Genomic DNA, 26,106 nt, shown 5'->3' with positions numbered 1-26,106 from the left:
AGTAAGCTTCGGCTGTGGAACCGCGGGTCTGCATCATCGGTGCTGGTTCGTCCGGCATTGCTGCAGTGAAGGCTCTCGCCGACGCCAACGTCGCGTTCGACTGCTTCGAGGCGAGCGACCGGGTCGGCGGCAACTGGGTGTTCGGCAACAAGAACGGAATGAGCTCCGCCTACGAGGGGCTCTACATCAACACCTCGCGTGACCGCATGCAGTACGCGGACTACCCGATGCCGAAGTCGTATCCCGACTTCCCGCATCACACGCAGATCGCCGCATACTTCAACGACTACGTCGATCACTTCGGCTTGCGGCGTCGCATCTCGTTCGAGACCGAAGTCCTCCACGCCGACCTCGTTCACGAAGGCGAAAATCGCGGCAAGTGGCGAGTGCGCGTGCGCGACAAGGGCGGCGCGTGGGAGCGCGTCTACGACGGCATTCTCGTCGCGAACGGACACCACTGGGATCCACTCTGGCCCGAACCTGCCTATCCCGGCACCTTCGACGGCACGCAGCTGCACGCGCACCACTACCGCTCGAAGGACACCTTACGAGGCAAACGCGTCCTCGTCGTCGGCATGGGCAACAGCGCGATGGATATCGCCGTCGAGGCGAGCGAGGTCGGCGCGAAGTCTTTCCTCGCCGCGCGTCGCGGCGCCTATGTGATTCCGAAGTACATCTTCGGAAAGCCGCTCGACCAGCACGTGACCACGGCGCGGATCCCTTGGTCCGTCCGTCGGCGCGCCATGGAGGTGATCCACCACCTCGTCGTCGGAGACATGGAGCGCTACGGCCTACCCAAGCCGGATCATCGCTTCGGCGATGCGCATCCCACGGTCTCGAGCCGCATCCTCGATCGCCTCGTGCATGGCGCGATCACGCCGAAGCCCAACGTCGCCGAGCTGCTCGGCAAGCAGGTCCGCTTCGCCGACGGCTCCGTCGAAGACGTCGACGTCATCATCTGGTGCACTGGATACAAAGTCACATTCCCGTTCTTCGACCCCACGCTCGTCTCGGCTCCGAACAACGACCTCCCGCTCTTCAAGCGCGTGTTCCATCCATCGCTCCCCGGGCTCATGTTCCTCGGGCTACTGCAGCCGATCGGTGCGGTCATGCCCCTCGCCGAAGCGCAGGGAAAGTGGATCGCGAAGTACCTGCGCCACGAGTACGAGCTCCCGCCTCCCGCCGAGATGCGACGCACGATGGACGAGGAGCGAGAGCGCATGTTCGCGCGATACGTGAAGTCGAAGCGACACACGATGGAGGTCGACTTCGATGACTACCTGCTCGACCTCGAGCATGAGATCCGCCGCGGAAAGCGGCGCTCAGCGCATCGCCGAGGAGACCATCACGCGACCTGACGTCGCCTTCGCGTGCGTTGGCACATTCGTTTCATGGGTGGATCGACACTGCACCAGACCTCGGAAAAACTAGATCCGTTCCGATTCCGAGCTATCGTGAAGCATCCGTGATGCTTCGTCGTTCTCCTCCCTCGATCCGCCGGCAGGATGGCTTCCGTCACGCGAGTCACGGCGTGCGGCTGGCGCGCGCGAAGCAGCGCGGCGCAACGATGGTCGAGTACGCGCTGCTCATCATCGCGATCATGGTGCTCGCCGCGGGTGCGTATCGAGAGCTCGGCAAGCGCACGCGCCTGAACGGCGACAAGGCCTCGGCCGAGCTCGACAAGAAGTAGAGCGCCCTCGCCAGCGCCCACTCACCCGAGATGGGTGAGCCAATGCGCGAACGACGGGTGCGCTCCTCGCTGCGCGGCTTCGAAGCGCTCCACCAAGCGCGCCGTGATCGGACCGGGCGCCGATGCAAGTGCGCGACCGTTCACCGACGCGACCGGCGCAATCGGCAACGACGTGGCCGTAAGAAACGCCTCGTCCGCCGTCGCAAGCGCTTCGGGCGACAGCTTCGCTTCTTGCACGGAGAGCCCTTCGTCGCGCGCGATGGCCAGCACCGCGTCCCGCGTGATGCCGGGCAGAACGTAGCCGAGCGACGGGGTCACGAGCGTGCCACCTCGAACGACGAACACGTTCGCGATCGGCGCTTCGGCCACGTCGCCGTCACGATCGAGCAGCACCACGTCGTCGGCCCCGGAGGCAACCGCTCGCCGGCGCGCGATCATCGGACCGAGATACGAGGCAGCGGCCTTGGCTTCGGGCGAGAGAACGTCGGGGCTCGCCTTGCGCGCGTCGTCGAAGACCGCGATGCGGAGCGGCTTGGGCCGACCGGTGTCCTGCAAGAGCTGCGCGGCGACGGCCACGCGGGTCGCCCCGTCGCGCGGGAGCAAGTCCGGCTCGGCGGCGGCGAAGAACACGGACCACCGCACGAGGCCCTCGTCGCGCCTGCACTCGCGGACAACCGACACCGCGGCCCGCACGAGCGCCTCTTCGTCATAGGCGAGCGAAAGGCCCACGATGCGCGCCGAATTCACGAACCGCGCGACGTGCTCGCGGGCGCGGAAGAGCGCCGGCCCTTTCGTGGTGGGGTGGAACGAGCCGACGTCGAACACGAGACTGCCCCGCTGGGGGGCGTGCCCCATGAGAGGAAGGGTCGCGTCCGCCGCGGGGACGAGCGCGCCGTCGAGCCAAACGAGAGGTGCCGTGATCGCCATCGCTGGCCGTCTAGCATCGCCCAATCGCGGGCGAGGGCCAACGATCCACGCGAGACGTCAGTGAGCGCGGCTCACGCGGGAGGTGTCGCGGACGATCTTCACACCTGGGACGTCGGTCAGCTGCTCGAGCCCACGGAGATGCACGCCGAACCCGTCGTAGACCTCCGCGGTGACGGCGGCCTCGAGCACCGCGCCCGTGCGGTTGTGCTTGTAGCGCAGGCTGCCGAGGTGCTCGCCCGCCGCGTTCACTTCGAGCTCCTTGCCCGTGAGCTTCCAGCCGCCGTCGAGCGTGACCGCCACGACGTTCACGTCTTCGCGGACGCTCTTTAGGAAGCCGTCGAAGACCGCCTTGAAGAAGGCCTCGCTGACCTCCATGCCGGCGGGGAACGGCCAGTCCCAGTCCCAGCAAAGCGCGTCGCCCTCGACGCGGGCGTACGCGTCGACGATGCGCGCGGCGCCGTCGCTCAGGCACTCCTCGCGCTCCGAGGCCCAGGCGTCGAGGATGTCCGGGGCGTTGCGACGAACCTTTTCCGGAAGCGGCTCCTTGGTCATCGCCATCAGCCGGAGCGTGCGAACGCCCGGCGCTCCAGCCACGTCATGGAAGGAGATGAAGAGGTGGACGGCGCCGCCGCTGAACGAGCGGACCAAGTGGACGGTCTCCTCCGCCTCGTCGAGCTCATGTTCGAGCTCCAAGCGGTCGAGGAGCTTGCTGACCGACGCCGAACCCATCTGGAAGCCCATGAGACAACTCGACTTTCTTTGCGACGCGCGCCGCGAGCAGCCCCGTTAGAGGCGGCTCGGTACCGCTGTTTCCGGGTGGGTGACGCCCACCTGCTGTGGCGGTCGCAAAAAAAATGGGAGGGCGGAAACGAATTATTCCCACCTTGGAACATGGGCTTCCGAGCGCGCTCTCAAGCGTCCGGAATCAGAGACGAAACGCCTCTCCAGTCAGGGGACGTACGGACTTGCACCAGGCGCCACGAGCTTGGCGAACGGGCCATGCAAGGTCACGGTGCGCCCGCCACTCTCGACGTGAACGCGCGCCGCCTCGACATGGTCCACGGCTTCGTGTGGCCCGAGCATCATCACGAGGCGGTCGGGGGTTTCCGGCGCAACGTCGATCCCCACGAGGTGCTCGGTCTTGTCGAGCAGCAACCGACCATCCATCTCGCCGTGGAGCGGTGACCTCGGCCCTGTCTCGCAAACGACGACGACCGTTCCCATCGCCGGATCGTGCGCGTAGCTCGTCGCTTTCTGCTCGGGAAGCATGAGGCCATCCTAGGCACGCGATCCAGGGTGCGCCAGATGGCCCTCGGCCGCGGCCAGAAACCGCCCGCGTGCCAGCGCGAGATCGACGATCGGACGCGGATACGTCTTGCCGAGCTCCACCCCAGCGCGAGCGAGCTCCGCTTCCGGTGCTTCCCACGGTGCATGGATGTGCCGATTCGAGAGCCTCGCGAGCTCGGGCACCCAGCGCCGCACGTAGGCGCCGTCGACATCGAAGCGCTTCCCCTGCCCGACCGGATTGAACACGCGGAACCAGGGCTGGGCGTCGACTCCACAGCCGGCGCTCCACTGCCAACCGAGGTCGTTGTTGGCCCAGTCGCCGTCCGTCAGGAACTTCATGTAGTGGGCCTCGCCCTTACGGAAGTCGACGAGCAGGTGCTTGGCGAGGAAGCTCGCGGAGATCATCCGCGCGCGGTTGTGCACGAAGCCCTCGGCGAGGAGCTGTCGCGCGGAGGCGTCGACGATCGGATAACCGGTGGTGCCTTCGCACCACGCACGCCATGCCTTCTCGTCACGGCGCCACGGGAACCCCTTCCACGCCGAGCGAAATGGCTTCGTCAGAACCGAAGGTCGAACGCGCAACACGTCGTACGCGAACTCGCGCCACACGAGCTCGTTCGACCAGACGCGCCAGGCCTTGGGGTGCTCGTCGAGAGCATCCTTGGCCGTGGTCCAGACGTAGCGAGCGCTCAGCGTGCCGAACTTGAGATCTTGCGAGATGCGGCTCGTTCCTTCGATCCCCATCTCGTTGCGCCCCGTCTCGTACTTCGCCGCAGGGCCTTTCAGAAACCTCCGCAGCCGATCGCGCGAGGCCTTCTCGCCACCGGCGACGAGGTGCTCGTTGCGTTCGACGCCGATGGATTCGAGCGTCGGCGCCTTCGTGAGGAGCGGCCTCACGCCGGCCGGCACCGGAGGCGCCTTCGGCAACGCCGCTGGCGCCCGCAGCGGCTTTCCGATTTCGACGACCTTGGCAAACGCGCGCGCGAACGGTGTGAACACGGAGAACGGCTCACCGGCGCCCGTCAGGACCTCGCCCGGCTTGGCGAGCGTCTCGCCTTCGAAGAGGTCGAACGGGATCCCCTCACGCGCGAGCGCTGCGGTGATGCGCCGATCGCGGTCGACCCCGATGGGCTCGCTCCAGCGGTAGGCCACGACGCGATCGGCACGGTAGGCGTGCGCGAGCTTCGGTACGACGTCGACGCTCTTGCCGCCGAAGAACGTCAGGCGAGATCCGCGCTCGGCCACGTTCTCGGCGAGCTCTGCCAGGGAGTCGACGAGGAACTGCATCCGATGCGGAAGCTCCCTCGCCCGCTCGGGGGCGAAGAAGTAGGGGTCGACCACGAAGATGGGAACGACGTCTCCCCGACGGGCAAGCGCATCCGCAAGCGGCTCGTGATCGGCCAGCCGCAGGTCCTTGCCTCGAAACCAGACGATCGTGCGCATGACGAGACGTTCGTCATACCGACGGCGCAAGGCGCGACGCCACGCACATTTCTTCGCAGCCCCTTACGATCGCGTCACTTTTTCGTTTCCACAGGGCAAGTGCCCGACGAATCGCGGTGCCCCACCGTTTATCCACACCCTCGTTCACATCCTCGCGCGGTCGTTCTCCACAGGCGATCCACAAGCGCAGGGTTGCATGCTGCGAGCGAGCCGCATAAGTCCACGGGGCCATGCAGCCCACCAACGTCGATCGCGCCCTCGCCGCCCTCGAAGAGCAGTACGCGGACGATCCCGAACGCGTGGAGTGTCTTCGTCGGACGCGACGCTTCAAGGCCAGCTGGCTGGAGCTCGCGGAGGCGCTCGCCGAGGTGAGGCGAAACAAGAGCTGGGAGCGCTGGAGCTACGACTCGTTCGAGACGTACTTCAAGAGCGAGCTGAAGCTGCGCCAGGAGACGGTCGACAAGCTCACCGGCTCGTTCATGTTCCTGCACAAGAGCGCACCCGAGATCCTCAAGCGCGATCCGCTCGACGCTCCGCTGCCGAGCTACCAGGCCGTCGACTTCCTCCGCCGTGCAGAGGAGCGCGCCGCCGAGGAAGACAGCGGCGTGACCGACGAGACGATCGTCGACATCCGCAAGCGCGTGCTCGAAGACGGCGTCCCCGTCGCGACCGTCGCGCGCCTCTACAAGGACACGCTCTTCCCCGTCTCCGAAGCCGAGAAAGCGGACAAGGAGCGCAAAGATCTCAAGAACGCCGCGACCAAGCTTCGTGAGCTTCTCGAGGAGACGAAGGCAGTCCCGAAGGGGGTCGCGACCGAGGCCGCGGAGATCATTGCACGTCTCCTCGAAGAGCTCTCCGAAGTCGACAAGGCCGCGTAATCGCAAACGAAGGGTCAGCGCCAACGGCGGACGTCGCGGGAAGAGCCTGAGCGCTGGGTGATGCGTGGGGTCGCAGCGGCCCCTCTTCCCATCGACATCTGGACACGTCGCCTTTTCTCCGCGAGGCTCGAGACGCGGAGAAATCCATGAGCGACGACGAGGAGCGGACAGCCACCGCCGTAGTCTTGCGACGACGCGATCGTCCGAGCGTCTCCGCCACGTGGAACGGTGGGTCGGTCGAACGCGACCTGCCCGAGACCGGGAGCCTGCTCATCGGTCGCGGAGAGGAATGCGACCTCGTCGTTCCGTATCGCTCGCTTTCGCGTAAGCACGCCCGGCTTCACGTCGGGCCTCCCCATCGTATCGAAGACCTCGGGGGCATGAACGGCACGCACGTCGCAGGCGAGAAGCTCGCGGCAGGAGCGAGCGCGACGATTCGCTCGGGTGACGCCGTCTATCTCGGCAACGTCGTCGTCATCGTGCACGAGTCGGCCGCGCAGACGGAGGCGGCCTCCAAGTTCATCGCCGTCGATCCCGCCACGAAGACCACGTCGGCGCGCGTCGACGAGCTCGCGCGTGGTTCCGAGCATGTCCTCCTCTACGGCGAGACTGGCGTCGGCAAGACCACCCTCGCCGAGCGCCTCCATCGGAGCTCACCACGCGGCCACACACGCCTCTCTCGGGTGAGCTGCATGGCGCTCGCCAGCGAAGACGGCGCGCGCGAGCTGATGGGCACTGCAGCCTATCCGGGCGTGCTCGAGCGCGCACACGGCGGAACGTTGCTTCTCGAAGGCATCGACGAGCTCCCGCTCTCGCTGCAGGCACGCGTGCTCGACGTGATGACGACCTCGCGGCTCGCGCGCATCGACGGAAGCGATCCGAAAAGCGTCGACGTGCGCCTCGTGACGACCGCCGGCGCGAACCTCGACGAACGGACCAAGGCAGGCAAGGTTCTCCCCGCGCTCTTCGCACGGCTGCGCACAGCATCGGCGTTCGTCCCGTCGCTGCGCGAGCGTCCCGCCGACGTGCTTCCCCTCGCCCGCCTCGTCCTCGATCAGCTGGGCCTACGCAACGGAAAGCCTGCCTTGCACATCCCGCACGAGGTCGAGCGACTCCTCGCGATGCACGCGTGGCCGGGCAACGTGCGCGAGCTCAAGAACGTCGTCGAGCGCAGCGCGCTGCTCTCGCGCGGGTCCGCGGTCGAGGCGGAGCAGGTCATAGGGGCCATCGCTACTCCGATGGCCCGATTGACGCGCTGACGCGCTGACAGCGCCGCTACTGCGTCGCGAGCTCCATGACTGTGATCGAGTACGGCGGGAGCTTCGACGTGAGGCTCTGGCCTTCGATCTTGGCGTCGCCCGGCACGAAGCCGGCATCGCCGCCCGTGTAGACATACGACTTGAGCGCGCCCGGCGCGACGCAGCCCTGGAGCTGGATGTTCGCATCGAACGGACGATCGGCGCTGAAGTTGAGGGCGACGAGCACCCACTTCTTGCCGGACTCGTCGCGCGAAGCGAAGAGCGACGTGCCGCTCGGCGCGGTCGAAGGAACGATGCGCTCGAGGAAGTGACCGCCCTGCCCGTCGTAGTTTCGGTAGGCGCGGAAGCCCCAGTACGCGGGCTTCGGCTTCTTCGGGAACGTCCAGTAGTAGGCGTGGCTCACGCCGAAGAGCGCGAAGCGGCCGAGGGCCTCGGCGAGCGCGACGCCGCCGGCGATGTGATGCTCGGCGCCGAAGTTGTACTCGCCGATCTGGAAGCCAAGGCCCGGATAGTTCTCCGCGATGATCTCCTTCATGCGCGGGATCAGGTAGACTTTGTCCTTGATCCAGGACTCGTCCTCGTAGCCGCGGTCCCAGAGCGAACGCGTGGTGCGGAAGCGCGTGTCGTTGGTCTTGCGATCGGTCTCGCCGCCACCATCACCGCCTTGACCGTCCGGCCCTTGGACGCCGTCGGCCTGCGGGTAGAGGTGCACGTCGAGCACGTCGAGGATGCGCACGCCGGTCTTTTTCTCGTGTTCGGCGAGCTTCTTCAGATACCAAGCGAGGAGCGGCTGATCGTCATGCGATCGGCGGTCGGGCTTGAGCGTGAAGCCCTTCTCGTGATCCTTCGCGCTGTAGAAGTACTCCCACCAACCCCACGCTGCGGGCCCGGCGATGATGGCGTCGGGATCGGCCTTGCGAACGGCGGTGCCAAACGCGATCGTCTTCTCGAGGAGCTCGTCGTAGGTCGTCGGCTCGGGGTGGACGTCTCGATGCGCGTTCATCCAGAGCGCGGGCTCGTTGTCGAGGATGTACTCGTAGATGAGGCGCTTGCCGCGCTTCTGATCTTCCTCGCGCATCTTGGCAACCCACTCACCCACCTGCTCCGACGTAATCTTCACGCTGGTGCGCGTGGGATCACCCGGCGGGATGAGCGTCTTGCCGTCCGGCTTCTTTCCGTTGCCGAAGTCGGGATGATACGGGTCGGTCTTCTCCTGCGGGCCGAAGACCGAGACGGGGAACGACGCGCTCGCCGTGTCTTTGGCGACCCAGCCCATGATCGGCACGGTGATCGAGGCGCGGCCGCCGAGCGCCTTCACCTTGCCGAGGAAGACGTCGTGCGAGTCGATCTTGATGTTCTGGAAGAACCAGGTGTCGACCGTGTTCCAGGCGCCGAGCTTGTGGTTGTAACGCGTGGTCGTGTTGCCGCCCCATCGGAACGCGGTGGCGCCGAGGTCTTTGTCGGCATCAGCGAAGGCGATGCCGAAGATCGTCGGGCTGACCGGCTGCCCCTCGCTCTTGCACTCGACGCTCATGGGCGTGGCGGCGAGAATCTTGCCGGAGAGCGGGATGGGGCCTCCGACCTTCGAGGCAAGGGCCTCGGTGATGACCGCAGGCGCATGACTCGTCCCGCCGTCGGGCAAGACGACCACGGGTCCCGTCGCCGTCGCACCTCCCGAACCGCTCGGCACGGGACCTTCCGTGCTCGGGCCCGTCGTCGTTTTCGAGCATCGCTCGCAGCCGGCAGAGCCGCCAGCAAGGGCGAGGAGCGCGAGAGGGAAAACGACGCGGTTACGTTTCGGACTCGAGGAGGTGCGAAGCCAACGGGGCGGGCGGGACGAGTTCGTCAAGGCAGGTCTCCGGAGAGAATCGTCAGATCGGCATACGCGCGCCAGGCTGCTTCGAGCAAGTCCAGTCTGCGGGAGCGTGCGATCGACAAGTCACGGCGAGCGAGCAAAACGCGGGTCAATTCGACCTTCCCGAGCTTGTACGCATCGACGGACGCCGTCACGGCCTTTTCGAGGGCGGGCATGCCGTTCTGATCGAGCTCGGTGATCGCCTTGTCGACACTGAGAATTGCGTCGCGAGCTGCACGGTAGCGTGTCTCGATCAGCTTCCGGTAGAGCTCCGTGCGTGCGACGACCTGGTTACGGCCTTGTTCCGCACGCGCGATCTCGCCCTGATAGCGGCGCGTGATCGGATAGGTGAGGGTGAGGCCGGTGCCGTATCGCCCTTCCCCATTGGCTCCTCGCCCGCCGATGATCTCGAACGAGATGGGCGGGAAGCGCTCGCTACGATAGCGCTCGGCCGATGCCTCCCAGAACTTTCGTTCGGCCTGGAGGCTCGCGATCATCGGCGATCGATCGACCATCCGCGTCATGTACGCGTCGTCCCAGCTCCCGCGGAGCCCGGGCGGCGTGGAGGCCGTCGCGGCCGCCGGGGTGGATACGTTGGCGACGCCGGTGAGCTGCCCGAAACGCGCGCGCGCCGTGGTCAGCCGGAGTTCGGCCTCCACACGCGACTGCACCCAGCGCGCGACTTCGGCGTCCGCGAGCGCCTTCTCGTAGACGGTGGTGTCCTTGGCCTCGAGGCGCCCGGCGAAGTACCTCGCCTCTTCGCGCGCCGTCTGCTCGCCATTGACCGTCTCGGTGACTCGCGCGACGCCGATGGTCACGTCGCCGTATGCCGCCACGGCCTCGCCCATCGCCTGAGCACGCGCGTCGGTGATCCCGAGCTTGCGCCACTCGATCATGCGACGCGCTTCATCCATGCGCGCCCCGCGCTGACCGCCGAGGTCGAGCGGAATGTACGTATAGGAGAGCGCCTGGATCTGGCCGTCGACGGTGCTGCGGTCGATCTGGAAGTCCGTGTACGGGTTGCCGAGAATGCTCTGACGCGCCCCGGCCATTTGGGCGTTCGCTACCCCGAGCTCCGCCTCGGCGTCGGCCACGACGATCGCGTGCGCACGAGCGAGCTGGATGGATCGTTCGAGCGTAGGCCACTCCTCTGCACGTGCGGCACGCGGCGCGAGCAGGAGGGCGACGATGGAAGCAATGGAGAGAAGGTTTGCCGACTTCGCTTTCTTCTCTCGACGACTGATCTGCATCGATACCTCGTTGTCCCTGTCCCCCGGAGCGGGCCACTGTACTCCAAACCAGCGTCTTCACGAGCGATCCGGGCGGTCGAATGCATGCACTACGCAATCGATTTTCGAACGGCACTCGACACGTTGCAGGACACGACGCAAGGCAAGCGCGAGCGAGGACAAACGCGACACCGCGAACAGCAGCGTTCGTCGCTATTTTCAGCGGTTTCCGACTTTCTGACGCAGTGCGAACGCAATTTCTCGTTGAGACAGGGCAGTGGACAGGGCAAGACCCGCCCCATGCTGAACATCGACTTGAAGGGCAAACGAGCGTTCGTGGCTGGTGTCGCCGACGACGGCGGTTTTGGCTTCGCCATCGCGAAGGCCCTCGCCGAGGCCGGCGCGTCGGTGTGCGTCGGAACGTGGCCGCCCGCGCTCGGGATCTTCACCACGATTCTTCGTCGCGGAAAGCTCGACGAGTCGCTCGTCATGTCGGACGGCACCAAGATGGAGTTCGAGCGCATCTACGCGCTCGACGCCGAGTTCGACACGTTCGAAGACGTGCCGCAGGAGGTTCGCGAGAACAAGCGGTACAAGGAGCACGGCGACATCAGCATCCAGGGCGTCGTCGATCGCATGAAGGCGGACTTCGGCGAGCAGCCGGTCGACATCGTCGTCCACTCGCTCGCGAACGGCCCCGAGGTGAAGAACGTCCTCCTCGAGACGAGCCGCAAGGGCTACCTCGGCGCGGTCGGCGTCAGCGCGTACTCGATGGTCTCGATGGTCCAGCGCTTCTCGCCCATCATGCGCCAGGGCGGCTCGTACCTCTCGCTCTCGTACATGGCGAGCGAGCGCGTGATCCCCGGCTATGGCGGCGGCATGAGCTCGGCGAAGGCCGCGCTGGAAAGCGACACGCGCGTTCTCGCGTTCGAAGCGGGTCGCAAGTACGGCCACCGCGTCAACTGCATCAGCGCAGGTCCCCTCGCCTCGCGCGCGGCGAGCGCCATCGGCTTCATCGGCCAGATGATCGATTACTGCAAAGTCAACTCGCCGCTGCCTGAAGCCCTCACCTCGCAAGAGGTCGGTGCAACCGCAGCGTTTCTTTCCAGCCCGCTTGCGAGCGGCATCACCGGAACGATGATCTACGTCGACAAGGGATTCGCCTCGATGGGAAAGGCGCTCTGATCGAGCGCATGTTAAGCTGAGCGCGTGAAGCGCCGAGCACTCGTCGATCGGGCAGGTCTCTTCGGCAGTGTCACTGGCTTAGCGAGCGCGCTCGGTATGTGCACGTTCCTGGCGTGCAGCGGCAGCGACAACGCTGCGGGCATCAGCGACGCGAGCACGAACAGCGAGACGGTTTCGGAGGCGGGCAAGAACGACTCGTCGGCGTCCAGCGGCGACGCCGGCGACGGCCTCCCTCCGAACACCACGCTCGATCCGAGTGTCGACACCGGCAAGCCTGGTTGCACGGCGAAGAAGATCGGGCCGCTCTCCGGAAAGACGGCGCGCAGCGTCCCGCGGCGCGACGGACAAGACGGCGCGCCGTGGCTCGATCCGCTGAACGCGCTCGCGAAGGACAGCTCGTTCGCGCGCAGCGAGCTCGGCGGCAAGTCGAACACGCAGGAACTCCAGATCACGAACTTCGGATTCGCTCTTCCGCCGGATGCCTTCTTCCTCGGCGTCGAAGTGGAGCTCTCGCGGCAGGCGCCAGACAAGGGCCTCGTCGACGACGAGGTTGCCCTCATCGTTCCCAACAAGACGGGGCGCTTCAAATTCATCGCCACGGCGTGGCCATCGAGCATCGTCGGCGAGCACCACTACGGCCAGGCGCTCGACACGTGGGGCATGGATATGTACCCCGCGGACGTGGAGCCCACCGACTTCGGCGTCCGCATCATGGCAAAGCGCGACGCGGACGCGGGTGTCGACGCGCCGGTCGCCCTCGTCGACGGCGTGCGCATCTCCGTCTGGTACTGCAACTAGCTCACACGCGACGCGCGGTGACGGCAATGCCGGCCGCGAGAGCGAGCGCACCGGGCGGGACGAGCAGCACACCGAGCCCCGGGTCGCCGCCGTGCGCGAAGAGGCCGCCGAGCAAGAAGCCCGCGGGGAGCAAGACCAGCGACGCGGACAGGCACGCCGATCCAACCGGGCTGGCCGCGGCAGGGCGCGCACGAACCACGAGTGCGTAGACCACGTTGACGAGCGACACGAGCGTTCCATGCGCGTGCGAGAGGCGAAGGAGCAGACGCGTGGTCTCCTGCCCTGCGTCGAGATAAAACGGCGCCTTGATGGCGTGCAGGCCTTCGAGCACGAGGCCGAGGACGACGAAAATGGCGAGGCCCCACAGGCCCGCCCGCAGATGACGCGTTTCGATTCGCGCGAGCGAGCGGGTGACGTCAGCCTCGCCGTTGTCGATGTTCGATTCCACGCGCCCTCGACAGTAACGCATGCGCTGGCGTCGTGCTCACTCTGCGATGGTGAGCGGCCGCGAATCGCGCGCGTCGAGCAATTGCCGGATGCGTTCGTGACCGAGTCCGGTGTCGGCCTCGTTCACCCGACGGCGAACCTCGTCATGCGCGCGCATCCGTAGCGCGAACGCGTCGAGGAAGTCGTAGGGCACGTCCGCGAAACCATCCACCTTCGCGAGCGACTTGCCCGCCACGAAGCGGACCGCTGCATAGGGATCGATCAGGAGCTCTGCCAACAGCGCCGCGCGCAGCGGCTCGCCCTTCGCGCCAACCGCAGCTCGCGCTTCGGGTGAGCCGAGGGCATCGGCAACCAGAACACGCATGGCGGCGTCTCCCGAGAGGGCGAGAACCGCGCCCTCGGCGGTGGTGGTGCGCGCCGGAGGAATCGACGGCATGGCTTGCCCGTACCACGTCGAAAGCCATGTGGCCGTCCACGCCAGCGACCGATCGAGATGACACAGGTTGCAGGCGTTCGGCTTGCCGGTCTCGATCGACGCCGAGGCCGAGGGGCTGTCGATGCGGTGGGAACGAATCGCCGAGAAGAGCGCGTAGCTCGTGCGCGGCATGTGACAGGCCACGCACGCGCTACCTGCCGAACCTTCCGCGTGATGGCCATGCGAACGCGAGCGCGCGTCGGCGTGACACGTCGTGCATCCACCGTCGCCGGCATGCTCGGGCGCGATCTGCTTGGAGGGATCTCCCAGGTGCATCGAATGACAGGAGAGGCACGTGAGCTTCCGCTCGCCCTGCCCTTTCTGGAAGCATGGAGACTCGACGAGCCCGTTGTATTCGCGGCCTCCGACGCGAATGCTGCCGTCCGGCCAGAAGAGCGAATCGAGATCGGCCTCGATCCGTGGAAGCCCTGGAGTTTCACGCAACGTTGCCGGCGAGAGCAGAAAGCGCGATGGCTCGAGCAGCTCTCCCGGCCGAAAGGCCCCCACGTACCCGCTCGTCCAGAACGCATCCTCGTCGCGCGGGAAGCTGTAGGCATGGCACTGACCGCACACGGCTGCGCTCCGCTCGGGCGGCAATCGCGCGGGCTGGACGATGGTGAGGTCCGCCTTTTCACTTGCATGCTGCACGTATCGCGCGACCGGGTCACGGTGCTTTTCGACGTGCACCGCGCCGGGGCCGTGACAGGCTTCGCACGCGATTCCGAGCTCGCCGACGCGCGTACCGAACGCGTCGGTCGCCAGATCGTGTTTCGGCTCGCCGGCCACGGCATGACAAGCGATGCAGTTCGAGTTCCAACGAACGTTGGGCAGGTCTGCGTCGGGCGGGGTCAAGAACGCATCGCGGCGCGGAACGAACCGCTGATCGGCCACGAGCCACACGAGAGGAAAGAGCCGAAGCTCGCCCTCGCGCTTGCCGGCTACCCAGTAGGCCTGCTCGCGATGCGAGCCCGTCGTGAGAACGACCCGACGCGTGACGTCGGGCGCGGGCGGCGGAGCATCCGGATCGGGAAGCGTCGCCCATACTTCGTCACCGCGACGCGCGAGCCGGACCGCACGACCATCGAGGGGATACGTCGTCTCGGACGCGAGGACGGTCTTCGCCTCGGCCCTCTGCGTCATCGTCCGATGGAAGGTGCGCGAGAAGCTCGCGTGCTCGGAGGGATGGCACGAACGACAGGCCGCCGAGGAGACGTAGCCCACGGCCGAGCTCGCGCGGGGAGTGCCCTCGGGAGGCGCGGCGGCCGGCGCTCGCCGCACCGGGAGCAGCGCCGCCGACGTCGAGAGGCCCAGTCCCATGATCAGGAGCGCACGCGCACGCGGAGCCTGGCGCGTCGCCTGCCAGACGAGCGCGCTGGCGGCGGCCAAGGCGCCGAGGACGAGCGCAATCTCGACGGGCGACGTCACCGCGCGAGGTGACTCAGCGGCAGGAATTCGACTGGCAGGTGAATCCGGAACAGCAATCCGTGTCGGAGAAGCACGCGCCGTAGAGATCCGAGCAGGGCTGGACGCCGCTCGAGCCGCTGGTTCCGCTCGTACCACTCGTCCCCGAGCTGCCGCTCGAGCCCGGCCGTCCGCTCGAGCCAGCAACGTCGGCGCATCGTCCGGTGCTGCAACGGTTCGAGCAGCAGTCCGTGTCGACGTTGCACGCCCCACCGGTCGCCGAGCATGCGGGCGTGGGAGGAACGGGCGTCGCCCCGTCGACTCCGGAGTCGTTCGGATCGAGGGTGGTGCACTTGTTGGAGCGACAAACGTTCCCGACTGCGCAATCTTGATCCACCGTGCATCCCTGCCCGTTGGACTCGCAGCCGCCGGCGAGGACGCCGGCCAGGCCCACGCCAGCGAGGAAAACGCCGGCGAAAATACTGCCCGAGAGCGAGAGATGCCGCATCGCGGAGTTCATCCTGACACCAGACCGCTCTCGAGGTGAAGCAGGAATCCAGCCAAGCTTCCCTCACCGCGGTGCCCGCCGCGTTTGACGCGACTGCGTCAGTGCCGGTCTTCGCAGCAGCGGAAGCCCTCTTGGTAGAACGTATGCGTCTCGTCGTGGGCCTTCGTAGCCGGACGACAGCGCGTTCGCACGGGCCCCCAATAGCCGCCTTTGAGCACGCTGGGTCGCTCGCCGGGGATCGACGACCGCGTCCACTCGTCGATGTTTCCGGTCAGGTCGTACACACCGAACGTGCTCCGACAGAGCGGACGCGAACCACTGGGGAGTCCCTGCCAGAGACGGTCGAGCTCGAGCATGGCGGCCTTGCCGCTTCGAGGCATGAGCGACTCGCCGCGGAACTGCCGCCAAGGGCGATCGTTCAAGCACGCCTCCGGATCGCGGTCGTAGCCGTTCGGATAGGGCGTTGCCTCTTCGCCTTCACAAGCGAAGGTCCATTCGTCTTCGGTGCAGAGCCGTTTGCCCTCCGCCTTGCACACGTCGCGCGCCTCGTACCAGCTCGCCATGACGATCGGGTATTCGCCCTTGCGATTGGGGTACTCGAAGCGGTCGATGCAGAAGTGCATGGGCTGCGTGGGGAGGTCCTTCGACGCAGCGAGCCACTTCCCGCGGTCGTACGCGGCGCAGCGCTCCGGCCACTTCTTGTCGATCCATTTGGTGCAGGCCTGGAGCTGGAGCTCGTCCAGGAGAGCGGCAACCTTCATCCGTCCCTGGACCTCGACCATTCCGACCGAGCAGGAACCGCGATTTTTTTCGGAAGCATCCGTCACCGACGGATCTTCACCGCCGGGCCCCGCGATTTGCCAATAGCGCCCCTGGAAGAGTTGCCACGTGTGACGCGGACCTCCGCCGGAGAGCACTCCTTCCGCCATCGCAGGTGACGGCGGCGCTAGGACCGACGCGAGCTCCCCGCCTGCCGCCATCACGCCGAGCGCAGACGAGTTGTTGGCCGCACGCCACGAGTCGTCGGGTCCCATCGCCTGCATCGGCAGCGACGCAGGCGCAACCGACGCAGCGAAATTCGATGGTCCCCAGAGGGCTATTCCGAGGAGCGTGGCCGACGCGAGCAACGAGACGCGCGGCCCGCCCGGCCCCAGATGCGCGCCAAGGTGCGCGCCCAGATGCGCTCCGAAATAAGGGGCCGACCGACGCGCTGGCGTTACCGCCTTCGTGTTGCGACGCGACCCCCAACCGCTCCCCCAAGCGGCCTTCAGCAAAGACGCCAAACGTGGCGCCAAACGTGACAAACACGACTCGTGGGAATCGAAAACCTTCCCCATTTGCCTTGAATTCAATTTGAGTCGGAATCGAAATATGTCGAGTTCGAATGAGCGTTATTTGCCATTCGACGCGGCTCGCCATTCGGCCGAGCCACGAGCCACCGCGCCCGTCGAAACCGCCTCAGCGGACTCCGCCACGGCTGGATAGAATCGTCGACGACGTTCGACGAGGACGACGCGCGGCGAAGAGCGAGGAAAGCGCAGCCGCGCTGCCCTACTACGCACTCGCACGTTCACCGCATACACTCCGGCCGTGCAGAATTTCACCCCCGGCTCCGCTCTCGTCGGCGGCGCCCTCATCGGCCTGTCGGCGTCCATCTACCTCCTCGGGCTCGGTCGAATCGCCGGCATCAGCGGTATCCTCGCGAGCGCGACGAAGCTCGACGACGCCGGCGACGGCAGAGGCGAGAAGGTGGCCTTCCTCGCCGGTCTGTTGGCCGCTGGCATCGCGCTGCGCCTCGTGGCGCCTTCCGTCTTTTCGACCGGGCCGGGCATGACTCTGCCGTGGGTCGTCGCGGCGGGACTCCTCGTCGGCTACGGCACGAGGCTCGGGGGTGGTTGCACGAGTGGCCACGGGGTTTGCGGCCTCAGCCGGCTGTCGATCCGATCGCTCGCGGCGACCGTGACCTTCATGGCCACCGGCGCGCTCACCGTTTGGGTCGTCCGCCACGTGTTCGAGGTGACGCCATGAGCTCGTCGAAGAATGCTCGTCTCGTGATGGCGTCGATCGCAGGGGTGATCTTCGGCGTTGGCCTTGGGGTCGCGGGGATGACGCGCCCCTCCAAGGTCCTCGCCTTTCTCGACGTGGCGGGCGCGTGGGATCCGAGTCTCGCCTTCGTGATGATCGGAGCGATTGGCGTTCACATGATCGCCGTCGCCGTCGCTCGGCGGCGAAGCGCGCCGCTGCTCGCTCCTGCGTTCTCGTGGCCTACGCGCACACGCATCGACATGCCACTGCTCGCGGGCGCTGCACTTTTTGGCGTCGGCTGGGGACTGGGTGGATTCTGTCCCGGCCCCGCTCTCACGACGGCGGCCTCTGGAAATCTCGCAGCAATCGCATTTGTCCTCGCGATGGTCGGTGGAATGACCATGCGACATCTGCAGACGCGACCGACAAAGCGGAGTTGAGTGCGACACGCGAAGGCGCGTAGAAACGTCGCATGAACCGACGATGGTTGCTCGCAGGTATTGGAACGGCGTTCGTCTCCGTGTGGTCGGCGACCGCCTCCGCACAGGAAGCCAAAGGTTTCGGAGACAAGGGTCAACTGATTATCAGCGCTGACCGGCTGATGCCGCTCTTCAGCTACACGTCGACCTCGATCGAGAACAAGGACGGCGACACCACGACGAAGGTGACGCAGAACGGCTCGTCGATTGCCCTCCTCTGGGGCGACGAGTCGAACGTCTCGTTCAAGGTGCACACCGTGCCGCGCGTCGGCGTCGATTACACGATCATCGACCGCCTCACGTTGGGTGGCTCGGTTGCCGTCGCCTTCGGCCTCGGCGGCTCGACGAAAACGACGGTCTCCGGTCGCGGAACGAGCGTGGAGCGGTCGGGTGACTCGCCCAGCACGACCGTCGTAGGCGTGGCGCCGCGCGTTGGCTACATCCTGCCGGTCGGTGACGTCCTCGCGCTCTGGCTCCGTGGCGGCTTCTCGTTCTACTCGGTCAGCGAGAAGACGCCGGTCAACAACAACAACAACAACAACGACAGCGACAAGAACAGCGCGACGCTCTTCTCGATCGACCTCGATCCGCAGCTGACCATCGTTCCGATGGAGCACTTCTTCTTCACGGTCGGCCCGCTCATCAACATTCCGCTGACCGGCAACGTCGATCGGACCTCCGTGCGCGGCGCGACGACGACGACCGTTTCGAACGATCTGACGCAGTGGCACTTCGGAATTTCGGCGGGCCTCGGCGGTTGGTTCAACCTCTGAGCGAACCCCTACCGCTCGTACCGCTCGCAGGTCGCTGAGCGGGACAGAACCGGACGCGCGGGGGTACTCGAGAATCGGGTGCCCCCGCATGTCCCAGTTTCCGTCCTCGCTTCCGTCCTCGTCGAGGTGCGGATCGTCCAAGCGGGGTCGTGCGGCGACGCCACAATCTCCTGAGCGCTCGTCGGTTTTCGGACACCTCGAGCGAAAAGGCCTGCAGGAGGGCACTGCACGACGGCGATTCGGGCCACTTGGTACGCCGCGTGCTGACGAAGTCATCGAGATCCTTGGCTCCCGGTCGCTCGCATGGCGCTGGCATCGGACCACGGGGAACGGAGGCTTCGTGAAACGCAAGGAACGCGACCAAGCGCGTCCGCGCTCGGAACGCCTCGGCTCGAGGCGAGCCTCCGCGACCCATGCACGCGAGGAGCGCCACGACGCTCGCCGCGAGGCGCTGGCCCCGACGATCGCACATCGCATGCCTCTGGCAGGGCCCGCCAGCGCAGCGCCTGCGCCGGAGCCGGTCGAGAGCAGGCGAAGGCCGACCGTGACGGACGACGAGCGGCGTCGATCGAACGATCCGCTTCGCTCCGTTGGGCTTTACGAAGGTGCCCTCGTTGACCGCACCTATCGCGTCGAGCGTGCCCTCGGCGTCGGCGGCATGGGTGTCGTCGCGCTCGCCGTGGACGAGCGACTCGATCGCAAGGTCGCGATCAAGTTCATCCGGCCGGAGCTCTTTGCCTTCCCCGAGATGCGGACGTTCTTCCACAACGAAGCTCGGGCGATGGCCCGCGTTTCCCACCGGAACGTTCTGTCGGTGTTCGCGTTCGGCGAGCACGAGGGCACGCCGTACTTCGTGATGGAGTACGTCGACGGCAACACCGCCGATCAATGGCTGCGCGGTCGTCCCAGCGACACGTTTCCCGATCTCGACGAGGCCGTTCGAATCCTCGACCAGGCGTGCCTGGGCGTCGATGCCATCCACGCGACGAGCACGGTGCATCGCGATCTCAAACCGACGAACCTCCTCATCGACTGGGGAAGTGGTCCGAGGAGCCGGCCGGATTCGAGCGGCCCCATCTCGCTGGCCAGTCCCACGAGCGAGCGCTCACCGGACAGCGGGTTCCGCGTCGCCGTCGGAGATCTGGGGGTTGCGCGCGTACTCGACAGCGCGACCGGCGGAAACTTCATCGTCGGCAGTGCGAACTGCATGGCCCCCGAAGCGGCCCTCGGCGAAGACGAGGCACCGGAGCTCGCCAATCGGCGGGACATCTACGCGCTCGGATGCATCGCGTACGAGCTCTTCACGGGCAAGCCTCCGTTCGTCGGCCAGAACGACATGAACATTCTGTCCCAGCACGTTCTCTCCGAGCCCGTACCGCCGAGCCGCGTGCGCCCCGGCCTCTCGCAGGGATACGACGAGGTCGTTCTGAAGGCCCTCGCGAAAGATCCACTGAAGCGATGGCCCACGCCCGAAGCGTTTCGTCGGGCGCTCCTCGCCGAGCATACGGGCAGCCGCGAGCCTGAACGCATCTTGATTGCCGACGACGATCCCGACTGGCGATCCATCATCGGCACGTCCCTCGCGACGCGTTTCCCCGAGGCCGTCATCGACGAGGTGGGCGACGGCGAAGCTGCGCTCGAGGCCTTCGAGAAGAACCCCTACTCCGTGGTCCTCGTCGATCTGCGCATGCCCGAGATGGACGGGGCGCGACTCACGCTTCTCTTGCGCCGGCTGGAAGGTGCGGAGCGCACGCCGATCATCGTGCTGACGGCCGAAGGCGGTCCTCGCGATTGGCAGCGCCTCTCGGCCATCGGAGCCGACGCGTTCCTCGTCAAGCCCGTGAACGCCGATGACGTCGAGCTGCTCATCCGACGGACGATGCGCTCGCGACACACGCCGCCGAAGTCGACTCCGACGCCGCGTGTCTCGCCTTGAAGGGATGATGTCAGTTCGACTCGGGGAGCGCCCCGGCGCGCACCTCGCGCTCGTAGAGTCGAACGGCGGCGAGAAACACGCTCATGACGATCGGTGCGACCACGAGGCCGGCGAGGCCGAAGACCTCGATGCCGCCGAGAAGAGCGATCAGCGTGAGCAGCGGATGGCCGTGGCCCTTGCCGACGAGGCGCGGGCGGATCACGTAATCGGCGAGCGACGTGATGGCGATGATGCCGTAGATGACGAGCAGCACGGCGCGAACGGGATGCCCCTCGAGCAGGAGGTAGCCCGCGAGAGGCCCCCAGACGAGCACGGTTCCGATGACGGGCAAGAACGACGCGAGCGCCGTGGCCACCGCCCACGTGACTGGATGCGGCACGCCGAGAATCGCATAGCCGACGCCGGCGATGACTCCTTGGACGGCTGCGGTGCCGAGCGTTCCGATGAAGGCCGTTCGTCCGACTTCGCGCGCCTCGTCGAGAAGCGCGCGCGTATGACGAGGCTCGAGCGGAGAGATGAGCTCGATCCGACGCGTGAGGTCCTGGCCCTCGATCAGCATGTAGTACATCGTGACGAGCGTCACGACGAGGCCGAGCACTGCGAAGCTCGTCTTGCGGAGAATCACGGCAGCCGTTGCAGCCGCATACTGCGCGGCGGCAGCGAGCTGGCTCCGTCCCCACTCGTAGAGACGCTGCGTATCGATCCCCAACTCACGAATGACGTGCTCGGCGCGCTCCCCCACGATGCCGGCGAGGGATCCCGCGCCGGCGCTGCTGAAGTGGGCCACGAGTGTCGCGAGCTCGTTCGCCGCGAGGAAAACGATCCCGGCGCTGAGGGCGGCCACGAGAATGCCGCTTCCCAGCGTGAGGAGCGCGGCAATCAAAGGCGCGCGCTTCTTCTCGACGCGACGGCGGAGCCTGTCGTAGGTCCGATGGGTCGAGACGGCGAGGATGACGCCGAGCAGAATCGAAACCCAAAGAGGCGAAGCGACCCACGCCGCGAGTGCGAACGAGAGGAGAACGACCCAGACGAGAGCCCGCTTTTGGGTCGGAGTCACGGTCGCGGACGGGCGGCTGAGCGGCGGCCCCTCTACATCCTCGTCTGAAGGCACGCCCGCACTCTAGCAAAGGACGTGCTTCCCGTTCGATCTCAAGGCTTGCGGTGATAAACCTCGCGCCGCGAGGCGTCGCGGAACAGCGTGAGCGCGAGGCCGGAGGCGAAGTAGCCGTACGTCACGGCACCGCTTTGGCCTTCACAGCGCTTGGTCAGCACGATGTTCGTGCCCTGCGCGACGTAAGTGCCCGCGGAGTAGACCGGAGCGCCGATGTTGTTCGCGCTCCCCTCGCCTTCCGCCTCGAGGAAGGAGAAGTTGCCTCCCTTGAGCACGATCGTCTTCTGAGCGAAATGCCCCGTGGGGCCGGTTCCAGGCGTGGGATTCTGTTCGCCGGGGCCGCCCGACGTGTCGCCGCCGACACTCTTGTACATCTCGTCGAGAATGTAGGTGCCCGCGGTGATCTCGCCGCCGCTCGGAGTCGGCGCCGCGCCCTTTTCGCCGAGCTCTTGGAGAGGATTGCCGAGCTCCGGCGGGTCGGTGCAGGCGGCCGGATCGAACGGCGCGTCGGGATCGGTCACCGTGCCGCTCGAGCCGCTCGAGCCGCTGTCGGCCAGGGTCTCGCCCGTAGTGCCCGTCGTTTTTCCGGGCGTATTGTTACCCGAGCCGATCTCTGCCGGAGCCGGTCGATCCGAGTTCGAGCAGCCCGCCGCGAGCGCGAACGCGAACGCGAAGCCGAGCACGCCGGTGGGAACGAGAAGCTTCATCGATCACTCCGCCGGGATGCAGTCGAAGGTTTGGCGCCAGTTCTGGAGCACCGGCGAGACGTAACCGTTCGTGTGGAACGTCATCTCGATGCGGAGCCAGCTATTGCTGGTCAGGCGATTGCCAGGGATGTCGTTGTTGAGGTGCCACTCGATCGTGTTCGGATCGCTGGTCCACGTGGTCGTCGAGGTGGTGGCGTTGCCGGCGCCGACTTGGGGAGCCGCGGCGAGATCCGCCTGCGCGGCCGCCGTCTGCGCCTTGAACCCCATCGAGGTGCCCGTCGGGATCGTCGCCTGCCAGGAGAAGTAGTTCCAACGCGGCCGGTAGCCCGCCGTGCAGATCGCCTGGTAGTCGCGCGTGAACACGGCCGTCTCCGCGAGGCTCGGAGGCGGAGGAGGCGGAGGAGGCGGAGGAGCGCCGCCGAGCGCACACGCCGTCAGCTGGAAGAACTGGTACTCGAGCGCCTTCTCTTCCGGCGTGAGGCCGAAGCTGAGATCGCACGCGACGGGGAACTGGTCCGCGGTGCTCGGCGGATAGTTGGCCGTACGAGACTCGCTCGTGTGCATGCCGTTGTAGATGACACGACCGCACGTGTTCGCGCTGCTCTGCGCTGCCGGGATCCCGGAGGGACCGGTCTCGAACGAGAACGTCAGCGAGTAGGTGCCGGTCGTAGTCGCGCCCGTCGCCTGGCTGTACGGCGGCGCCGGCCAGCTGTTGTTCGACCTGCCACGGACGAACTCCTGAGCGTTGGCGCCGACGACGGCCGCGTCCGTACGAGGAGCGTCGACACGGAGCCACGCACCGCCGGCAGGAGGCGTGGGTCCGGCCCACGGCGCCCACGTCGAGATCCATTTGTTGAAGCTCTGCTGCGCGGCCGTGCCCGTGCCTCCGATACCCCAGACGAAGCCCGCCGCCGGATTGGTCGGCGTGCTGTTCGTCCCCCACGTGGTGACGTTGTTGGCCTTCCACGCCGTCGGCGCGTTCGAGCTGTTGAGCCACGACGCGGAGGCCGTCAGGTGGTTCATGAAGATACGGCCGCCCGCGTTGGCGTACGCGAGCATGTTCGCGGCCTCGGCGGCGCTCGGTGCAAACGTACTGTTCGAGAAATACGTGTTCTCGTGACCGTCGCACGGCAGGATGACGGCGCTGAACTCGTTGATCTCGTTCGAGCCCCAGAGCTGAGGACCGTAGGGAGGCGTCGGGCGCGAGGCGCACCCGGTTCCGCCGAGGGAGCACGTGCCACCGTTGCAGCTTAGCGGCGAGAGACAACTGTTGCCCGGACAGCACGCCTGGCCGCTACCGCCACACGAGTTGGTTCCACACACGCCGGCGGTTCCGCCGCCGCCGCATGTCAGGCCGGCGTTGCAGCTGTTGCCTCCACAACAAGGATCGCCGTTGCCGCCACAGCCCGATCCGCATCGGCCCGCGACGCCACCGCCACCGCACGTTCCCGTCGTGCAGGTATCACCCGGACAGCAGACTTCGCCGGTGCCACCGCACTTGCCACACTTACCGGCAGTCCCGCCACCGCCGCACGTCAGGCCTGCTGCACACGTGTTGCTCGCGCAGCACGCCTGCCCGACGCCGCCGCAAGGGCTCGCGCTCGCGCAGACCTTGCCGGCGATGCCGTTCACCGTGGTGTTCGTGCAGGTGAGGCCGGCATTGCAGGTCGTCCCCCCCTTGCAGGGCTGGCCATTGGCGCCAGCCGGTTGACACGTGTTCGTGGCGAGCTCGCATCCGTACGAGGAAGTGCTGCAAGCGGTTCCGCTCGAACAGCACTGCGCGCCGTTGCCACCGCACGTCACGCACTTGTTCGTGCCATCGCACACGCGGGTGCTCGCGCTGCACGTTCGGCCAGCCAAACAAGGCTGATTCAAGCCGCCGCCCGTCTTGCAGGTGTTGGTCGCAGGATCGCAAACGCGCGTCCCAGAGCAAGGCGTGCCGCTCTCGCAGCACGCCTGGGCGTTGCCACCGCACGTGCTCGAACACGTATTCACGCCGACGTTGCACGTGCTGCCGGAGGCACACGAGCTACCCGACGTACATTGCTCGCCCGGCTGGCCGCCACACGTCGAGCGCTGGCCCATGCCGTTGTTCTGGTAGAGCTGGATGCGGGCCTGGTTCGGCTGCGTGTCGCCCGGTGCCGTTCCGCCGCGCGGCCAGATCTCGTTGGGATCCATGCCGACCTTGAGGAGCCAACACTCGAGCGCCTCACGCGAAGCCTCGACGAGCGCCATCTTGGGGATGTCGCCTTCGCGCCGGTTCTTCGGCATGCGGATGGCGTCGTCCGCGAGGTTCGTCGTCTGACACGCCGGAATGTCCATCGTGGTGACGCGGCGCCAGCGCCCCGTCTGCGCGACGATCTTCTGGTTCGGACCGGGCGCGACGCGCGTGAGCGTGAAGGCGCCGTCGATGCCCGAGTTCACGCCCGTCGAGAAGCTCGTCGGGTCGAGGAGTGAATCGCACGTGTCACACGGCGGGCGCGTAGCGCCGCCAACGTTGTCCGGGATAGCTGCGAGCGCGCGGTTCGGCTGGAAGACGGTGATGCCGTTGAGGCCGACCGTCATGCCGGGGTCCATGACGCGCCCCTTGATGGTGGTGTTGCACGACTGGCAGGTCGCACAGCCGGGCGCTCCCGACGTGCTGGCGAAGGCCGCGTTGTTCGCGCATCGGCCGGCGGCCTCGGTCACGCCGCCCGGGCTGCCCGGCGGGTTGACGATGGCGAACTTGTCGCCGGGGACCGTGCAAACGACGTTGAGACAGCTGCCAGGAGCGAGGCCGCTCGTCGGCACCGGCATCGTGCAGTCCGGAGGCGCGGTGTTGGCCGTACAGCCGTTCGGCGTCTGACCGATGCCCTGGAGGTAGACGTTGATCTTCGCCCCGGCGGCGATGCTTACCGAACCACGGTTGCAGACCGGGACGATGTTGCCCCAGCCGATGTCACACGCCGCGCCGATGGTCAGGTCGGCGCCGCCGGCCGTCGGGTCGAAGTAGCCCTCGCCGCCGTTCCAAACGCAGCTGTTCGTCGCGGTATCGCACCGGTAGTCCTGCTGGCAGGCCGTGAGCGGGTTGGCGTTGCACGGATTCGAGTGGAGGTTCTGGGCGGCGCCACACGTGGAGTCGCCGTTGGTCGTGGTCTGGATCGACGCGGGAACGGTGCCGGTGGGCCCGGTGCCGGTCACCGCGAGACCACCGTCGATGGTGAAGCCCGGCGGGGCCGTCATCGCGTCGGTCGTGTCGACGTAGTTCTGGCAGTACGGGTCACACGGATCGGTGCAAGCCGTGGCGCCCACGGCGAGGTCGTTGAAGTGGAGACCATCGCCACCGCCGGCGAAGCGCTTCGTCGTGACTTGGTCGCCGATGCACGCGCCCCACGTGGCGCCGGTGCAGGTCCGGCGGCCCATCGTGCACGAAACGTAGTCCCCCGATCGGAGCTCGACGTGCCCGCAATCCACGACCTTGCCCGGTTCATCGCAAGGGCAGCCCTCGTTCGGGGTCGAACAGGCATCGACGGGGCCCGACGGGTTCGTCCCACCAGGGTCGCCGGCCTCGGGCTTGCTTTGGCTGCATGCCCAAGTCGCCAACGCCATGGCAAGGCCGGTCACCCACCTCACACAGACGCTCTTCTTCATCCTCGCCTCGGGAGCAAACCGGAAGTCGGCCTCACCATGCAAGCTCCGTGACGTCCGTCGCGA

General features: G+C 66.8%; 23 protein-coding genes. 10 read left to right on the top strand and 13 right to left on the bottom strand.

What is annotated here, in order from left to right:
• The first annotated feature begins 14 nt into the window (after nt 1-14).
• Together AKJ09_RS25590 and AKJ09_RS25585 are read left to right on the top strand one after the other, a co-directional pair.
• On the top strand, nt 15-1,358 hold the full coding sequence (locus AKJ09_RS25590; protein WP_146650087.1) for a flavin-containing monooxygenase: 1,344 nt from the start codon (nt 15-17) through the stop codon (nt 1,356-1,358).
• A gap of 107 nt (nt 1,359-1,465) precedes the next feature.
• A complete protein-coding gene (locus AKJ09_RS25585) occupies nt 1,466-1,690 on the top strand; it encodes a Flp family type IVb pilin (RefSeq protein ID WP_169927856.1) in 225 nt (74 codons plus the stop codon).
• 21 nt (nt 1,691-1,711) lie between these two features.
• On the opposite strand, the gene AKJ09_RS25580 is transcribed toward AKJ09_RS25585, so the two are convergent.
• The 4 genes from AKJ09_RS25580 to AKJ09_RS25565 form a co-directional block, all read right to left on the bottom strand.
• The gene (locus AKJ09_RS25580; protein WP_146650083.1) at nt 1,712-2,617 is read right to left on the bottom strand and encodes an aminotransferase class IV; all 906 of its coding nucleotides are present in this window, start codon (nt 2,615-2,617) and stop codon (nt 1,712-1,714) included.
• 57 nt (nt 2,618-2,674) lie between these two features.
• Nucleotides 2,675-3,358, bottom strand: coding sequence for a hypothetical protein (locus tag AKJ09_RS25575; protein ID WP_146650081.1), 684 nt, complete (start codon nt 3,356-3,358; stop codon nt 2,675-2,677).
• Between the two features lie 207 nt (nt 3,359-3,565).
• A complete protein-coding gene (locus AKJ09_RS25570; protein ID WP_146650079.1) occupies nt 3,566-3,886 on the bottom strand; it encodes a hypothetical protein in 321 nt (106 codons plus the stop codon).
• Between the two features lie 9 nt (nt 3,887-3,895).
• Nucleotides 3,896-5,347, bottom strand: coding sequence for a cryptochrome/photolyase family protein (locus AKJ09_RS25565; RefSeq protein ID WP_146650077.1), 1,452 nt, complete (start codon nt 5,345-5,347; stop codon nt 3,896-3,898).
• A 230-nt stretch (nt 5,348-5,577) separates the two neighbouring features.
• Here AKJ09_RS25565 and AKJ09_RS25560 point away from each other — a divergent pair, with 230 nt between their 5' ends.
• Nucleotides 5,578-6,225 carry a hypothetical protein gene (locus AKJ09_RS25560; RefSeq protein ID WP_146650075.1) on the top strand — a complete coding sequence of 216 codons (648 nt, stop codon included), beginning with the start codon at nt 5,578-5,580 and terminating at the stop codon, nt 6,223-6,225.
• A 146-nt stretch (nt 6,226-6,371) separates the two neighbouring features.
• The gene (locus AKJ09_RS25555) at nt 6,372-7,484 is read left to right on the top strand and encodes a sigma-54-dependent Fis family transcriptional regulator (RefSeq protein WP_146650073.1); all 1,113 of its coding nucleotides are present in this window, start codon (nt 6,372-6,374) and stop codon (nt 7,482-7,484) included.
• 16 nt (nt 7,485-7,500) lie between these two features.
• On the opposite strand, the gene AKJ09_RS25550 is transcribed toward AKJ09_RS25555, so the two are convergent.
• Together AKJ09_RS25550 and AKJ09_RS25545 are read right to left on the bottom strand one after the other, a co-directional pair.
• On the bottom strand, nt 7,501-9,174 hold the full coding sequence (locus AKJ09_RS25550) for a glycoside hydrolase family 44 protein (RefSeq protein ID WP_146650071.1): 1,674 nt from the start codon (nt 9,172-9,174) through the stop codon (nt 7,501-7,503).
• Between the two features lie 155 nt (nt 9,175-9,329).
• Nucleotides 9,330-10,589, bottom strand: a complete 1,260-nt coding sequence (locus AKJ09_RS25545) for a TolC family protein (RefSeq protein WP_146650069.1) — start codon at nt 10,587-10,589, stop codon at nt 9,330-9,332.
• A 279-nt stretch (nt 10,590-10,868) separates the two neighbouring features.
• Here AKJ09_RS25545 and AKJ09_RS25540 point away from each other — a divergent pair, with 279 nt between their 5' ends.
• Together AKJ09_RS25540 and AKJ09_RS25535 are read left to right on the top strand one after the other, a co-directional pair.
• Nucleotides 10,869-11,753 carry an enoyl-[acyl-carrier-protein] reductase gene (locus AKJ09_RS25540; RefSeq protein WP_146650067.1) on the top strand — a complete coding sequence of 295 codons (885 nt, stop codon included), beginning with the start codon at nt 10,869-10,871 and terminating at the stop codon, nt 11,751-11,753.
• A gap of 24 nt (nt 11,754-11,777) precedes the next feature.
• A complete protein-coding gene (locus AKJ09_RS25535; RefSeq protein WP_146650065.1) occupies nt 11,778-12,551 on the top strand; it encodes a hypothetical protein in 774 nt (257 codons plus the stop codon).
• A gap of 1 nt (nt 12,552) precedes the next feature.
• Here the strand turns inward: AKJ09_RS25535 and AKJ09_RS25530 are convergent, their stop codons facing one another.
• The 4 genes from AKJ09_RS25530 to AKJ09_RS25515 all read right to left on the bottom strand — a co-directional run bounded on the left by AKJ09_RS25530 (nt 12,553) and on the right by AKJ09_RS25515 (nt 16,425).
• Nucleotides 12,553-12,999, bottom strand: coding sequence for a hypothetical protein (locus tag AKJ09_RS25530; protein WP_146650063.1), 447 nt, complete (start codon nt 12,997-12,999; stop codon nt 12,553-12,555).
• A gap of 36 nt (nt 13,000-13,035) precedes the next feature.
• The gene (locus tag AKJ09_RS25525) at nt 13,036-14,898 is read right to left on the bottom strand and encodes a multiheme c-type cytochrome (protein WP_146650061.1); all 1,863 of its coding nucleotides are present in this window, start codon (nt 14,896-14,898) and stop codon (nt 13,036-13,038) included.
• 13 nt (nt 14,899-14,911) lie between these two features.
• Nucleotides 14,912-15,394, bottom strand: a complete 483-nt coding sequence (locus tag AKJ09_RS25520; protein ID WP_146650059.1) for a hypothetical protein — start codon at nt 15,392-15,394, stop codon at nt 14,912-14,914.
• 86 nt (nt 15,395-15,480) lie between these two features.
• On the bottom strand, nt 15,481-16,425 hold the full coding sequence (locus AKJ09_RS25515; protein WP_169927855.1) for a formylglycine-generating enzyme family protein: 945 nt from the start codon (nt 16,423-16,425) through the stop codon (nt 15,481-15,483).
• Nucleotides 16,426-16,972: 547 nt separating this feature from the next.
• On the opposite strand from AKJ09_RS25515, the gene AKJ09_RS25510 reads away from it, so the two are divergent.
• From AKJ09_RS25510 to AKJ09_RS25495, 4 genes are all read left to right on the top strand, one after another.
• The gene (locus AKJ09_RS25510) at nt 16,973-17,410 is read left to right on the top strand and encodes a YeeE/YedE family protein (RefSeq protein ID WP_146650055.1); all 438 of its coding nucleotides are present in this window, start codon (nt 16,973-16,975) and stop codon (nt 17,408-17,410) included.
• Nucleotides 17,407-17,847, top strand: coding sequence for a YeeE/YedE family protein (locus AKJ09_RS25505; RefSeq protein ID WP_146650053.1), 441 nt, complete (start codon nt 17,407-17,409; stop codon nt 17,845-17,847). Before AKJ09_RS25510 ends, AKJ09_RS25505 begins: the two co-directional genes overlap by 4 nt.
• A 32-nt stretch (nt 17,848-17,879) precedes the next feature.
• Entirely contained in the window at nt 17,880-18,659 is a 780-nt protein-coding gene (locus tag AKJ09_RS25500) for a hypothetical protein (protein WP_146650051.1), read from the top strand.
• Nucleotides 18,660-18,999: 340 nt separating this feature from the next.
• Nucleotides 19,000-20,595 carry a protein kinase domain-containing protein gene (locus AKJ09_RS25495; protein ID WP_205633801.1) on the top strand — a complete coding sequence of 532 codons (1,596 nt, stop codon included), beginning with the start codon at nt 19,000-19,002 and terminating at the stop codon, nt 20,593-20,595.
• Nucleotides 20,596-20,605: 10 nt separating this feature from the next.
• Here AKJ09_RS25495 and AKJ09_RS25490 read toward each other — a convergent pair whose 3' ends face one another.
• Genes AKJ09_RS25490 through AKJ09_RS25480 form a run of 3 tightly spaced genes read right to left on the bottom strand, consistent with a single transcriptional unit; the run spans nt 20,606 to nt 26,043 of the window.
• Nucleotides 20,606-21,706, bottom strand: coding sequence for an AI-2E family transporter (locus tag AKJ09_RS25490; protein ID WP_146650047.1), 1,101 nt, complete (start codon nt 21,704-21,706; stop codon nt 20,606-20,608).
• 38 nt (nt 21,707-21,744) lie between these two features.
• Nucleotides 21,745-22,413: a hypothetical protein gene (locus AKJ09_RS25485; RefSeq protein ID WP_146650044.1), complete on the bottom strand. Its 669-nt coding sequence runs from the start codon at nt 22,411-22,413 to the stop codon at nt 21,745-21,747.
• A gap of 3 nt (nt 22,414-22,416) precedes the next feature.
• Nucleotides 22,417-26,043, bottom strand: a complete 3,627-nt coding sequence (locus tag AKJ09_RS25480) for a hypothetical protein (RefSeq protein ID WP_146650042.1) — start codon at nt 26,041-26,043, stop codon at nt 22,417-22,419.
• Nucleotides 26,044-26,106 lie beyond the last annotated feature (63 nt).

The sequence above is a fragment of the Labilithrix luteola genome, assembly GCF_001263205.1.
Lineage (GTDB): Bacteria > Myxococcota_A > Polyangia > Polyangiales > Polyangiaceae > Labilithrix > Labilithrix luteola.
This window is presented reverse-complemented; position numbering and strand designations above follow the sequence as displayed.